The following is a 12,433-nucleotide window of genomic DNA, read 5'->3' as shown; positions in this document are numbered from 1 at the left end:
TAGTTCAGATGGTTAGAATGCCGCCCTGTCACGGCGGAGGTCGCGGGTTCGAGCCCCGTCCGCTGCGCCATTTGCCTCGTTAGCTCAGTTGGTAGAGCATATCACTCTTAATGATGGGGTCGTAGGTTCGAGCCCTACACGGGGCACCACGATTTATTTTATCATTGTTGGCCCTTTCGTCTAGCGGTTAGGACACCAGCCTCTCACGTTGGTAACACGAGTTCGATTCTCGTAAGGGTCACCAATCTACTTTAAATTTATTACTTCAATTTTAAAATTGCCTTATACAAAAAACATATTTAAATATGAGTTCACATTAATATATTTCTAGCTTTTACAAAAAAGCAATAACCACAAACATTTAGTTTTGCACCAATTCTGTTTTTAATAATCCGCAAAAAGAAACAATAATAAACCATGCAAACATGAGAGCTTTAATTAGATTAAAAAAGCTCCAAAAAACTATCTCTAAAATTTGTTTCAAGTAAATTTTAAAAATCATAAATTTCTAAACTTAAATTTTTACCGATTTTATTTCAAATTTAAAAATAAACAGAGAAATACTCAAGTTGGCAGCCAAATTTTGCCGACTCAAAGACAAATTTAGCTAAATCCCAAGCCTATCCTTCGCCGCTTGCGTGATTTCCTCTTCGTAGTCGTAGTATTCAAATGTCGCACCATGTTGAAACGCGCCGTTTAGGATGTCGCCGCTTTGGCGATTTTTGAGGTCTATCTCGGCGATCTTAAAGCCATCCAGCGTCTCGCAAAACTCCATCAGTCGCGACGGTGGATTTTTGAGCTTTGTAAATAAAAAGCAAAATCCGCTCCCGCCGTTTCGCCCTACGCGTCCGCGCAGCTGATGTAGACTCGCTAGTCCTAGCCTCTCTGCACCAACGATCACGATCGTGCTAAGCCGCGGCAGCGAGATACCGACCTCAACAACCGTCGTCGAGAGTAGCACGTCTCCGCGCTCGCGAAATTCGCGCAGTACCTGCTCTTTTTCTTTGTCCTTGCCGTGCGTGACATATACGTTTGCGAAATTTGCCCGCCAAAAACCCTGCGCTTCCTCCAGCCCCTGATAGTTCGAGTTTTCGCTACTTTCAACCAGCGGATAGATCACAGCGACTTGCTTGCCTTTGTCGATTTGTGCCTTGATGTGCGTTAGCAGCTCGCCAAAGTCAGCGCTTTGTAAAATTTGCGTGTGTATGTGTTTTTCAAATGGCATCTGCCGCAGGAAACTAAACTCCGCGAAGCTGCTTTGTATCATGCTTAGCGTGCGTGGGATTGGCGTTGCCGAAAACTGCACGACGTGAGCCCTAGTTTCATCCGCAGTTTTTGTTTGCCGGTTTTGGGGCGAGATTTCAGTCAAATTTGACTGCTCACCCTCCTTAAATTTACCGCCAAATTCGCCGTCCGCTTCATCAAGCTGCGGGTCTCGCCAAAGCTCCCCACTAGCTAGAGCGTTGATTTTCTCGCGCTGATTCGAGCCGAAACGGTGCTGCTCGTCTATCATAACAAGCGGTGCAGCCGGCAAATTTTGATACAGCAAAACGTGCGTGCCAATAATGAGATTTACACCGTCAAATTCGGGTTTATCGCCGCTTTTAACTAGCAAAACGCGCATAAAATCCGGCAGCAAGCGCACCGCCTCTGCGTAAATTTGCTCGGCTAGTATCGATGTCGGCGCCATGATGAGCGCAGCGCTCGGATATACGCTAAGCGCTGCGGCTAGCATCACAAGAGTCTTGCCGCTGCCCACGTCACCCATCACGACGCGCCGCACCGCCTGCTCGCCGCTAAAGTCTGCACGCAGATCAGCGATAGCATTCAGTTGGTCATCCGTGGGAGCAAACGGCAAATTTTTAAGCCACTTCGAGATATCAAAAAGCTTGATTTTGGGCGCCTTAAAGTGAGTTTTTTTGGCGTTTAGCTTTTTTAGGTAGTTATAAATTTCTACGAATTTTAGCACGTCCTCGCCGGCTTTTTCTCGCACGAGGGCATCTAATATCCGGACGCTTTTTTCGTCTCCCTTGTGCAGATCTAGCAAGAACTCGGCCTCTCTGGGCGTGAGTCCCGCCTCTAGTAAATTGGGCAAATTTACGTACTTTTGGATCAAATTTTTAAACGAATCGTCTCTGAGAGAGAGTTTGTATTTGGGTATGATTTCGTTTATTTTCGTGACGATTTTTGGATTTGTTAGCTGCCACGAGCCGTAGGCGTATGCGCATTTGCCGCTTACAAATACGCTTTTGCCGACCTTAAAAGCGCCGTGATGCCAAGGCTTGGCATTAAAAACCACGATTTTGACATTTTGCTCCCACGCCTCGCACCAGCATACGGCGTGTAGCATTCCGCCTTGGCGATACGCGCTTTTTATCTCCACGGCGACGCTCACGTGTCCGTCTTTTGGCGCGGCGGCTAGGCTCGTATCCTCGAAGCTTTTAGGAAGCTTAAGCGCGAGGTCGAGCAGAGTGGTTACGCCGATTTTTTTTAGATTGATTCTATCTTTTTCATCAAATTTCATTGTAAAGCACGGCAAAACTGAGCTTTTCTATCTCCGCGTGCTCCGCTATAAACGCGTTTAGCTCGGCAAGCTTTAGCTTTGAGATTTTTTCTAGCTCGTCTTTAAAATTTCCTAGTTTAAAGCCGTTATAAAACTCGCTCTGAGCGATGTTTAAGCGGTTAAAAAGCGTCTCCTGGCGTAGCGGCTGAGAGCCTAGCAAAAATCTTTTAGCCTGCGCTAGTTCGCCTGCCCTTACGCCGTTTTTGACGAATTTTGCAAATTCGTCTTTCACGACTGCGACCGCCTCGCTCCTGCTCTCGTTTTTGGTTTGCAGATATCCCCAAATTTGCGAGTGGCTGAGCGCAAATTCGCTCCTAGCATACGCCGAATACGCCAGCCCGCGCTTCACGCGGATCTCCTCCATCAGCCTACTACCAAAGCCGCCTTCGCCCAAAATAAACGTCGCGACCTTGGCTTTATACCGCTCCTCGCGGGAAACGTCAAAAGGCGCGCCAAAGTAGATATAGGCTTGCTCGCTAGGCTTGATTATGGACTTTTGGCCGCATTTTTCATCGGTTTTAAGAAGCTTTAGCTCGCGCGGCTCGCCCGCCTTTAGCGAGCTTAAAATCTCGTCTAAATTTAGCTCCTCAGGCGTCACTTCGCCGCCTAGCACTACGAATAAATTTACCAGGTCAAGCTTACTAGAGATGAAGTTTTTAACGTCCTCTAGTGTGATACTCTCCACGCTTTGCTTCGTGCCGATGCTAGGTCTTGCTAGATTCGTACCGGGATACAGCAGCCCGTTTAGCGCGACTCTAGCTAGATAGTCGTAGTCGCTCTCGTTACCCGATATCTCGCCCAGCGTCAAAGTTCGCACCTTTTCAAAGCTTTTTTTGCTTAAATTTGGCTCCTCTAAAAGCTCTTTTAGCTTGGCAAGCGCGAAAGAAAAGTGCTCCTTTAGGCAGTTTAGCTCAAACGCAAACGTCTCAAATCCCGCACTCGCGTAAAGGCTTATCGCGCGCGTTTCAAGCTCTTTGGCAAAGCCAGCCGCGCCCTTGCTTAGCGTGCCTTCGTCGAAAATTTTCGCGACGAATTTAGCTAGCCCCGCCTTGTCCTCTACGCAAGCTCCGGCAACCTTGAAAATAAACTTTAGGCTCACGGCGGGCAGGGTTTTGCTCGCCTCGTAGACAGCCGGGATTTGTAAATTTGCGGCTTTTAAATTTATGATTTTCATCAATAAAACCTTTCTAAAATATCGTAATTGGTATTGCGTTTGGCGGGTTTTTCGCCGATATCTTTGATGAGGCGTATCATCTCGTCTTGATTCATGCGGTAGCTAGCGCCGGCGGCCTTGACGACGTTTTCTTCCATCATCGTGCTACCTAGGTCGTTTGCGCCAAACAGCAAGGCCAGCTGCCCAATATAGCTGCCCTGCGTGACCCAGCTACTTTGGATATTTGGCACGTTGTCTAAAAATAGCCTAGAGACGGCAAGCAGGCGCAAATAACGGTTCGAGCTTTGCTTTTTGATCTCGGGATGTTCGGCGGCTAGGCGCGTGTTTAGCCCCTGAAAGCTCCACAATATAAACGCTCTAAAGCCACCAGTCTCATCCTGCAAACTCCTGATATGCTCCCAGTGCTCCACGATCTCGCCCGTGGTTTCGACGGTGCCAAACATCATCGTAGCAGTCGTCTTTAGCCCCTCTTCGTGCGCCTCGCGGTGGATGCGTAGCCAGGTTTCTACGTCGCATTTTTTAGGCGCGATCACGTCACGGACGCGGTCGCTTAGTATCTCGGCTCCGGCTCCGGGCATCGAGTAGAGCCCCTTTTCTCGCAGCCTGCGAAGCACCTCCCTCGTGCTGATACGCGAGATCCTCGCGATATAGTCGATCTCGACCGCGGAAAATCCGTGAATCGTGATGCTTGGATATTTTTTTGCTATAAACTCCACGAGATCCTCGTACCATTCGATTTTTAGCTTCGGGTGTACGCCGCCTTGAAATAAAATTTGCGTCCCGCCGATAGCGATGAGTTCCTCGATCTTTTGCCCGATCTCGTCAAAGCCGAGCACGTAGGCGTCCTCGTCCTTGTGATCGCGGTAAAACGCGCAAAATTTACAGTCCACCCAGCACGCGTTCGTGTAGTTGATATTTCTATCCACGATAAAGGTCGTGACGCCGTCTGGATGCAGCTCGCGTTTACGCGCTAGAGCCATCGATCCAAGCTCGTTTAGATCGGCGTTTTCTATCAAATTTACCGCCTCGTCTACGCTTAGTCTAGTCAAATTTTTCCTTTAAATTTTTTACGCGAGTTTAGCGAAAAACGCTTTTATCTTTGATAAATTCACGTTTTTAACATCTTGCGGACATTATTTTACGGCATACGCAAAGAAAAGAAATGATTTTAAAATCCGCAAAAGACGCTCTCGAGCTAAAATTTGGCCTTTTGTCGCTAGCTGCGACGCTCCGCACCGTCACAGATAGTCGAACATATAAAGCCCAGAGTCAAATTTGCCGCGGCCTTTAAATTTAACCCGATTTATAAAGCTTAAATTTGATAAAATTCCGAGACATTTTATCAAAGGAGAAAAGATGAAAAATTTAGTTTTAGCTGCGATTGCGGCGCTAGTTTTTGCAGGCTGCACGGCAAACAAACCAGCTCCAGCCGAGCAAAACGCGCAGGAGTATCGCCACGCTACGCAGATAAAAGACGCAAGCTGCCCGCATAACGGCATGGCAAACGCTAACTGCGCCCAGTCTCACGGCGCGATGAAAGAGTGCCCTCATCACGGAAATCACGGGGTAGACAAAAATCTCGGCTGTAGCGGCGAGAGCGCCAAATCAAAACCATGCCCAAAATGCGACGCGAAAGCGCACGAATGTGCGCAAGATAAAGGCTGCGCCCATCACGGAAAAAGCAGCGCAAGCGACAAAGCGCACGCCTGTCCTCATCACAAACACTAAAATTTAAATGCGGTCAAGGTCAAATTTGATCGCACTTCCCCTCAAATTTAGGCCAGCTAGCAACATCAAAATCAAGTTAAATTTCACAACAAAATAGTTAAATTTTGGTTTTAGTCTCGTCGTCTAAAATTTTAAGCAAGCTAGGTATCCTAAACTCGCCGCTCATACCCTTTACGAGCCGCGCCGCTTCGTCTAGGTCGGTACCGACAGCGCTAACAAAAAGCGGCCTCTTACTACGGCCTCTGCAAATTTCTCTTACAAGCTTACAGCTGCCTTTAAAAGGCAATTTAGCTACGCCCACGATCTGCACTCTACGCTCCAAATGCTCGTATAAATGCCCGCCCAGACCACATCTGCCCTCCTCATCAAGATAAACGAAACCGTCGATCACGATGAGCGAGATATCCCGCACATCCAAATCCTGCAAAAGCAAGACGATGCACGGCAGCTCCCTTTTGTAAAAACTTCCGCTCTCTTAGGGCGCTACGTTGCCGACCACCTTTGAGATGATTTTGAGCGGCTTTTTGTCGCTAAAGTTTTCAAACAAAACCTCTACGACTTTAGCCTTATTTCCAGTATAGTACGCATCCACAGCAAGCTTCATCGATATCTTTTAAATTTGAGCAGCAAAAGGCGACTTAGATTAAAGCATTAAGCCGCCTCAAAAGCTCAAATTTAATCTCACTCCAAAACGACTTTATTTCCCTTCGTGCCGAGCACGCGCACCTTTACGCCCTCGGCTAAATTTCCGTCGTATCGCCACAAAGTGCCTTTAAAATAGACCATACCCTCTCTGATCTCGCCCTCGCCGCTCTCGTTTAAAAAGTCGTCTTTGACCTCGCTTTCGTGCTGGTTAAATTTGGCCTTTAGCGGCTTTCTAAGTGCAAAAAGTAGGACTAACGAGACGATAGCGATGAGTAAAATTTGATACTCCCAAGCGATATCAATAAAAAATCCCAAAACTCCGACCGCCAAAAATCCAAGCCCGAAAAATAGCACGAAAAAGCTACCGAGCATAAACTCGAGCATGATTAGTCCAATGCCCGCAGCCAGCATCAAGTACGCAGGTATCATTTCGCCGCCCTAGCGCCCAAAAAGTCCTTTAAAACGCTTAAAGAGCCGATGAGCTCGGTCGCTTCGTAAGGGACTAAAATTTTATCTTTTGAGCCGTTTTTGGCTAGCTCGTTAAAGGCTCCGACGCGGTCGCGCGCGAGCAAGAACTCGGCGGCTTTTGCGTTTTGCGCCATGCTTTCATTTATCATATCCATCGCCTCTTTTTGAGCCGTCGCTAGCGCGATTTGCTCGTATTTTTTCGCATCGGCCATACGCTCGATGGCTTCGGCTTGCAATACTTTTTCTTGTTTTAGAGCCTCGGCGTTTCGGATGAGCGCCTCTTTTTCAGCCTGCGCTTTTAGCTCGATCGCGCGTTTTTCGCGCTCAGCTTTCATCTGTAGATTCATCGCCTCTTCGATGCCGTGCGGCACGGAGATCTCCGAGATCTCGACGCGCATGATCTTTACGCCCCAGTTGTCGGCGGCATCTCCGAGCGCTCTTTGTAGCGCGGAGTTTAGGCGGTCGCGCGAGCTAAGCGTATCATCAAGGTTCATAGCACCTATCTCGCCGCGCAGCGTCGTCATGGCCAAATTTGCGATCGCGCGTTTGTAGCTATCGACGTTATATAGAGCCATTTTGCCGTCCACGACCTTTAAAAACACGATACCGTCGACGCTGATGTTTACGTTATCTTTTGTGATAACTTGCTGCTTCGTGATATCTACTAGCTGTTCGCGCACGGTGATCACGGCGCGGATCTGATCTACAAACGGGATGATGATGTGAAATCCGCCGTCAAGCACCTTGTGAAATTTACCCAAACGCTCGACGATGTAGATATCAGACTGCGATATGATCTTAATACCGGCTTTTAAAAACAAGACCGCAAAGGCCAGCACGACCACGGCAAATACGATAAACGGGATGCTCTCTTCCATGACTACTCCTTAAAATATTTTTCATCATTTTAGCCGCTTTTTGCTAAAAAATCGCCATTTTAGCGGAAATTTTTTAGTATAATTAGCCAAAATTTTAAGGATAAATCATGAAAAATATTTTATTTTTAGCCGCTGCCGCGATGATATTTGCTGGCTGTGCGGCAAGTGGCGGCGCAAGCGCGGTAAATAGCAAAAAATGCGGCAGCACGGAGGTTTTTGAAACCTGCGGCACCGAGATAGATAAGGAAAATTTGATCGGCGTTTACGAAGCTAAGGTGTTTTGCGACGGATGTGGCGAAAACTCAAAAAGCACGCTAACACTAAACGCGGACAAAACGTTTAAAATCGACACCATTTATCAAAAAAAGATCGCGCAAAGAGAGATGCAAAAGGGCAAATACGAGATAGAGGGCAACACCCTAAGAGTGACGAATCAATACCGCGAAAAGCTAAATTTCGAGATTAACGGCGATACGCTACGCCAGATCAGCAACCAAAACAGCTTTATCAAAGAAAATTTCGCCCAGGAGCGCATCTACAAAAAGCTAGAAGCAAACTAATCGGCAAATTTAGCGCTCAAATTTGACCCGAAGCCCAAAATGAGTAAATTTATCGACCTACTAAAAAACCAGCCCGTTTTCGCGCGCCTCTCGCTCATACAACTGATTTGCTATTTTGGCGTTTGGTTCTCGCACACGGGCATTTTTACGCTGCTTATCGAGCTTGACGCGCCCGTTTGGGCGATCACGGCGGCGGCTGCGTTAGCTTTCGTGCCGGGCGTGCTGCTATCGCCTTTTAGTGGTATCGTGGTGGATAAATTTAGCCCCAAACCAATGCTAATAGCGCTCACGGTCGTGGAGATGGTGACGGTTTTTATGCTAGTTTTTATCGACAAGCTTTCATTGATGTGGCTGCTATTTATGATAATATTTATCAGAGTCGGAGCCGGCGGAACGTATTTTCAGGTCGAGATGAGCCTTTTCCCTAAAATTTTAAACAAAGACGACCTAAAAACCGCAAACGAGATCCACTCGCTCATCTGGGCGTTTTCATACACCGCGGGCATGGGACTGGCGGGCATTTATATCCATTTTTTCGGGATAAAAAGCGCCTTTTTGCTAGACTGCGCTCTTTACGGCGTGGCGCTCATCGTCCTGCTTAAAACAAATATCGCCGTGCGAGCCAAAAAAGGCGGCGAAAAAGTCCGCGAGATGCTAAAAAACGGCCTAAAATACGTAAAACAAAACCCACTCATCGCACACCTCATCATGCTGCACGCGGTTGTAGGCGTGACTAGCTACGACGCGCTCGTGGCGCTACTAGCAGACTATCCGTACGCTGGCCTGCTATCGGCATCGCTCATCATAGGCTACATAAACGCCTGCCGCGCCGTCGCCCTCATCGTCGGTCCACTCGTGCTTAGCAAATTTGTCTCAAACTCCAACCTAGTCTATATCTACGTCGGGCATGGGCTTGGCGTCATAGCGTGGAGCGCACTGCAGTTTAACTTCTATATCGGATTTATCGGGATTTTTTGCGCGGGATTTTTCACCTCGACGCTTTGGAGCTACACCTACACGCTCATCCAGCAAAAGTGCGATCCGGCGTTTTATGGCCGTATAATCGCCTATAACGATATGGTTTACCTGGGCGTCGCGGCGGTGATTTCTAGCGGTATAGGGCTGCTTTTTGAGCTTGGGCTTAGCCTCTCGATAATCACGGCACTGATAGGCTGTATGTTTTTTGCGGGAGCGATTTATTGGCTTTTTGTGCGTAAAATTTACAAAGACGAGCTAGCGTAAATTTGCCTTGCGGCGCGGGTTTGGCAAGTGGCAAATTTAATCAAATTTAATCCGGCAAATTTGCCGTCCGCGTCAAAAACGCAGCCATCCGCTCACATCAAATTTATCAATCAAATTTAATGGCAATTTACCCCGCTCAGGCCTTGGCGTAGTAAGTCGTTCTGTTTGAAATATGCTTTTTATAAAGCGTCGTAAACGGTACTAGATCGGCGTGCCCGACGTATAGTCTGCCGTGATCGCTCAAAATTTTATGAAAGCGCTCGACCGTTTTTAGCTTAAATTCCTCGTTAAAATAAATCATCATATTTCGCGAGAAAATGATGTCAAATTTACCGAGCTTAAAGATCGCGTCGTCAAAGATATTTGCCACGTTAAACTCGCATCTAGGCAGCATCTCACGCTTGATTTCATACTTGCCGTCACGTTTTGTAAAGTAGATATTTTTTTGATTGTCGTTTAGGCGGTGCAGCGAGCGCTCGCTATAAACGCCCTTTTTACAGCTATCGATAGCCTCGGAGTTTATGTCGACACCAACGATGCTGACGCGGTTTACGTCGAACAAATTTGAGTGCGCGAGCATACCTAGCGAGTACGCCTCATCGCCAGTCGAGCACGGTGCGCACAGTATCCGCACACTATCAAACTCCTCTCTGGCGTAGTAGATCGCGGCTTGTAGCTGCGGCAACTCTCTGTAAAAATAAATCTCGCTCTATTTAGTTTTACCGGGACAATCTTGTTTAGATTAAGTTGTTTAAAAAAACTTTAAACACATTAGGCTGACAGAAAAAACGCTGATTAGGAATAGTTTTGTTTCAAATTTGTTCCGTTCCTGAGTTAATTTCACAAATACCATATATTTATCTACATTAATTTTAACCATAAAGTAAAATACATAAAACAATGCGGATAATTTTATGATAGCTAAAACGGTACATTAAAATTTAGATGAGAATTCAGTATTCGCCACAACGGCAAAAGAGTAGTCAAATCTTACTTGATAATCACCGGTTTTTGTCCGTTTTGGATAAGACTATTTTTATTAGTATGCGTTACTACAGGCAAAAACAGAAACCAAAAACAAGACAAACAAAGGCGAATCAAAAAGCATTATTACAACCGTCTTTTTTAAATTTCCTAGTTCGCGCTCAAATTTACGCTTGCGATAAGCCTGCTCTCGCCTTGCTTTTACGACAAACGTCCTATTTTTTATTCGTCATTTGATATAAAAAGCTAAAGATTTCTGCGACCGCTTTATAGAGATTTGGCGGTACTTCCTCGTTTAGATCGACCTTACTTAGAACCTCGATTAGATCGGCGTCCTCTTTGATCGGTATGTCGTGAGATTTGGCTAGATTTATGATATTTTTCGCCACTTCGCCCGAACCCGTAGCTAGCACCTTAGGCGCGTTATCTTTTTGGCGGTTGTAGCCAAGAGCCACGGCCTTTTTAGTTTTTTGTACTTTTGCCAAATTTTACGCCTTTTTATCAAAGCCCATATCAAGCTTATCCAGACCGCCGTAAACGCCGCTAAGACGCAGCTTTGGCATAGTTTTTAGGCTAAAATTTGACACTATCAGCCCCTGCTCGCCGATAGCCTTTTTTAGCTCCTTCGCGCCGCTTAAAATTAGCTCCTTAAACTCCTCTTTTTGCGTCGCGATTGCTAGGTCGATGTATTTATTTTCGCTAAGCGCCACCATGATATTGATTTGGCCGAAATTTTGAAAATTCAGATCGATTTGTGCGTAGTGTTTTTGCTTTTTGCCCTGCTTAAACCTGATATTTCCGCCATCTACACCTTCCCAGACGTAGGGCAGATAGGTCTGCACGCCGCCTGCGACCGCGGAGGCTAGCTGATGCATCTCGATTTGGGCTAGCAGTTTTGAGGCGGCGTCTTTTACAGGACTAGCATCTGGGGACTTTGACTGCATATTTAAAAGCGCGCTTTTTACGTCGTTTTGCAGCACCTTTGCCGTCTCTTCGGCGCTTTTTGGCGTCACGGCGCCAAGTTCGGCGCGAGCGATGTTTTGCTGCTTTATTAGCTTTCCAACTTCATCGAGGTTATTTTTTGCTTCAAAACCCGCTTTATCGGCGATTTGCAAGGCAAAATTTAGCTTTCTAGCCGCATTTTGCAGCTTGTCTTGCAGTGTCGCGCCCTCGCTTCCTTCTGCGCCGTCTCGGACGATTTTTTGCGCGAAGTCGTTAAATTTATCCTGCGAGCCAGCAAGCGCGCCAAGCTCGTCAGTTAGCTCTTTTAGCGCGTTTTTTAGCTCGGCGAAATTTAGAGCAAAGCCCCTATTTTGACTTAGTTTTTCGCTGTTTAAATTTTGCATTTTTTCGCCCGCATTTGCAAGCAGCTGCGAGATTTTATTTAGCTCGTTGTTTAGCGTTTTTTCGTTTAAGCTTAGCCCGCTGCCACTCATGGCGCTTGCTTGTTTATCCATAAATTTAGCCGCGTTTTCTAGCTTGTCAGAGGTCTCAAAAAGCTGTTTAAAAGGCGAGCTAGCCAGCGTATCTTTGGCTGCAGTTTTAGCATTTTGTAAAATTTGATCAAGCCTCGCAAAGCTCTCGTTCGTGCTTAGGCTATCATCCTTAGCTAGAGCTGAAATTTGCTCCAAAAGCTGCTGATTTGAGAGATTTTTTATATCGCCAAATAGCTTATTTATCGCGCTAGGTAGGTTAAATTTACCGTTTAGCGCGTCCTTTAAATTTGCCTCCAGCATGATGCCCGAGTTTTTTATCTGCTCGTTTAGCGGCGCGTTTTTTAGATCGGTAACGGGCTTTAAAAACTCTTTTAATTTAAGCGCGAATTCCTTTAGATCAGGTTCGTTTTCGGCAAGAGCCGCGAGACTTTTCATATCTTTTGCGAGATTTGGCGAGAGCTGGAGATTTTTTGCCTGTGCGGCCAGCTCTTTAGCCTGCGTCGGGCTTGATTTTAGCTCGTTTAAAAGCTTGTTTACGAGCTTATCGAGATCCTTTACGGCGTTATCTGCGGCCTCGAAGTCCAAATTTTGTGCAGGCGTGGGCTGATTTTTAAAAAGATTTTTGGTTTCGCCCGCCTGACCCGTCTGTCCGGCACTTGGGCCGCCAGGACCGCCCGTTTTAGGCAGAGCGCCGCTGACTGCGGCCTGGGTCGCGATTTGTGAGCTTACTGAGTTACTTACTGATTCCATACGGC

At 46.7% G+C, this 12,433-nt stretch carries 14 protein-coding genes and 2 tRNA genes; 6 read left to right on the top strand and 10 right to left on the bottom strand.

Annotated features, from left to right (window positions below; translation table 11 throughout):
* The first annotated feature begins 73 nt into the window (after positions 1-73).
* Positions 74-149, top strand: a tRNA-Lys gene (locus CSUNSWCD_RS03265).
* 20 nt (positions 150-169) lie between these two features.
* Positions 170-244, top strand: a tRNA-Glu gene (locus CSUNSWCD_RS03260).
* A 363-nt stretch (positions 245-607) separates the two neighbouring features.
* Here the strand turns inward: CSUNSWCD_RS03260 and CSUNSWCD_RS03255 are convergent.
* From CSUNSWCD_RS03255 to CSUNSWCD_RS03245, 3 genes are read right to left on the bottom strand one after another with little or no spacing between them, the layout of a single operon-like run.
* Positions 608-2,524: a DEAD/DEAH box helicase gene (locus tag CSUNSWCD_RS03255; RefSeq protein WP_009493841.1), complete on the bottom strand. Its 1,917-nt coding sequence runs from the start codon at positions 2,522-2,524 to the stop codon at positions 608-610.
* Entirely contained in the window at positions 2,514-3,737 is a 1,224-nt protein-coding gene (locus CSUNSWCD_RS03250) for a M16 family metallopeptidase (protein ID WP_009493840.1), read from the bottom strand. Before CSUNSWCD_RS03250 ends, CSUNSWCD_RS03255 begins: the two co-directional genes overlap by 11 nt.
* A complete protein-coding gene (locus tag CSUNSWCD_RS03245) occupies positions 3,737-4,786 on the bottom strand; it encodes a dehypoxanthine futalosine cyclase (RefSeq protein WP_009493839.1) in 1,050 nt (349 codons plus the stop codon). Before CSUNSWCD_RS03245 ends, CSUNSWCD_RS03250 begins: the two co-directional genes overlap by 1 nt.
* 113 nt (positions 4,787-4,899) lie before the next feature.
* Between CSUNSWCD_RS03245 and CSUNSWCD_RS11860 the strand changes: the two genes are divergently transcribed.
* A complete protein-coding gene (locus CSUNSWCD_RS11860) occupies positions 4,900-5,028 on the top strand; it encodes a hypothetical protein (RefSeq protein WP_009493836.1) in 129 nt (42 codons plus the stop codon).
* Between the two features lie 65 nt (positions 5,029-5,093).
* On the top strand, positions 5,094-5,465 hold the full coding sequence (locus CSUNSWCD_RS03240) for a putative periplasmic lipoprotein (RefSeq protein WP_034964222.1): 372 nt from the start codon (positions 5,094-5,096) through the stop codon (positions 5,463-5,465).
* Between the two features lie 97 nt (positions 5,466-5,562).
* Here the strand turns inward: CSUNSWCD_RS03240 and CSUNSWCD_RS11520 are convergent, their stop codons facing one another.
* The 4 genes from CSUNSWCD_RS11520 to CSUNSWCD_RS03225 all read right to left on the bottom strand — a co-directional run bounded on the left by CSUNSWCD_RS11520 (position 5,563) and on the right by CSUNSWCD_RS03225 (position 7,456).
* A complete protein-coding gene (locus CSUNSWCD_RS11520) occupies positions 5,563-5,877 on the bottom strand; it encodes a hypothetical protein (RefSeq protein WP_208853712.1) in 315 nt (104 codons plus the stop codon).
* A 63-nt stretch (positions 5,878-5,940) separates the two neighbouring features.
* Positions 5,941-6,069: a hypothetical protein gene (locus tag CSUNSWCD_RS11855; protein ID WP_009493833.1), complete on the bottom strand. Its 129-nt coding sequence runs from the start codon at positions 6,067-6,069 to the stop codon at positions 5,941-5,943.
* A gap of 77 nt (positions 6,070-6,146) precedes the next feature.
* Positions 6,147-6,539 (bottom strand): NfeD family protein, encoded by a 393-nt coding sequence (locus CSUNSWCD_RS03230; RefSeq protein WP_009493832.1) that lies wholly within the window; start codon positions 6,537-6,539, stop codon positions 6,147-6,149.
* On the bottom strand, positions 6,536-7,456 hold the full coding sequence (locus tag CSUNSWCD_RS03225; RefSeq protein WP_009493831.1) for an SPFH domain-containing protein: 921 nt from the start codon (positions 7,454-7,456) through the stop codon (positions 6,536-6,538). Before CSUNSWCD_RS03225 ends, CSUNSWCD_RS03230 begins: the two co-directional genes overlap by 4 nt.
* Positions 7,457-7,563: 107 nt before the next feature.
* Between CSUNSWCD_RS03225 and CSUNSWCD_RS03220 the strand changes: the two genes are divergently transcribed.
* Positions 7,564-8,016: a copper resistance protein NlpE N-terminal domain-containing protein gene (locus CSUNSWCD_RS03220; RefSeq protein WP_009493819.1), complete on the top strand. Its 453-nt coding sequence runs from the start codon at positions 7,564-7,566 to the stop codon at positions 8,014-8,016.
* A 39-nt stretch (positions 8,017-8,055) separates the two neighbouring features.
* Positions 8,056-9,258 carry an MFS transporter gene (locus CSUNSWCD_RS03215; protein ID WP_009493817.1) on the top strand — a complete coding sequence of 401 codons (1,203 nt, stop codon included), beginning with the start codon at positions 8,056-8,058 and terminating at the stop codon, positions 9,256-9,258.
* A gap of 136 nt (positions 9,259-9,394) precedes the next feature.
* On the opposite strand, the gene CSUNSWCD_RS03210 is transcribed toward CSUNSWCD_RS03215, so the two are convergent.
* From CSUNSWCD_RS03210 to fliK, 3 genes are all read right to left on the bottom strand, one after another.
* Positions 9,395-9,943, bottom strand: a complete 549-nt coding sequence (locus tag CSUNSWCD_RS03210; RefSeq protein ID WP_009493815.1) for a CheR family methyltransferase — start codon at positions 9,941-9,943, stop codon at positions 9,395-9,397.
* Positions 9,944-10,457: 514 nt separating this feature from the next.
* Entirely contained in the window at positions 10,458-10,727 is a 270-nt protein-coding gene (locus tag CSUNSWCD_RS03205) for a FlhB-like flagellar biosynthesis protein (RefSeq protein ID WP_009493814.1), read from the bottom strand.
* 3 nt (positions 10,728-10,730) lie between these two features.
* Positions 10,731-12,428, bottom strand: a complete 1,698-nt coding sequence (gene fliK, locus CSUNSWCD_RS03200) for a flagellar hook-length control protein FliK (RefSeq protein ID WP_009493810.1) — start codon at positions 12,426-12,428, stop codon at positions 10,731-10,733.
* Positions 12,429-12,433 lie beyond the last annotated feature (5 nt).

It is taken from the genome of Campylobacter showae CSUNSWCD, from assembly GCF_000313615.1.
GTDB classification, from domain to species: domain Bacteria; phylum Campylobacterota; class Campylobacteria; order Campylobacterales; family Campylobacteraceae; genus Campylobacter_A; species Campylobacter_A showae_A.
The sequence above is the reverse complement of the archived record's forward strand: the minus strand, read 5'-3'. Positions and strand labels throughout refer to the sequence as shown.

Coding starts and splice junctions, on each gene's coding strand:
- CSUNSWCD_RS03240 (WP_034964222.1), top strand. CDS start 5,094: ATGAAAAATTTAGTTTTAGCTGCGATTGCGGCGCTAGTTTTTGCAGGC.
- CSUNSWCD_RS11855 (WP_009493833.1), bottom strand. CDS start 6,069: ATGAAGCTTGCTGTGGATGCGTACTATACTGGAAATAAGGCTAAAGTC.
- CSUNSWCD_RS03220 (WP_009493819.1), top strand. CDS start 7,564: ATGAAAAATATTTTATTTTTAGCCGCTGCCGCGATGATATTTGCTGGC.
- CSUNSWCD_RS03250 (WP_009493840.1), bottom strand. CDS start 3,737: ATGAAAATCATAAATTTAAAAGCCGCAAATTTACAAATCCCGGCTGTC.
- CSUNSWCD_RS03225 (WP_009493831.1), bottom strand. CDS start 7,456: ATGGAAGAGAGCATCCCGTTTATCGTATTTGCCGTGGTCGTGCTGGCC.
- CSUNSWCD_RS03255 (WP_009493841.1), bottom strand. CDS start 2,524: ATGAAATTTGATGAAAAAGATAGAATCAATCTAAAAAAAATCGGCGTA.
- CSUNSWCD_RS03215 (WP_009493817.1), top strand. CDS start 8,056: ATGAGTAAATTTATCGACCTACTAAAAAACCAGCCCGTTTTCGCGCGC.
- fliK (WP_009493810.1), bottom strand. CDS start 12,428: ATGGAATCAGTAAGTAACTCAGTAAGCTCACAAATCGCGACCCAGGCC.
- CSUNSWCD_RS11860 (WP_009493836.1), top strand. CDS start 4,900: ATGATTTTAAAATCCGCAAAAGACGCTCTCGAGCTAAAATTTGGCCTT.
- CSUNSWCD_RS03230 (WP_009493832.1), bottom strand. CDS start 6,539: ATGATACCTGCGTACTTGATGCTGGCTGCGGGCATTGGACTAATCATG.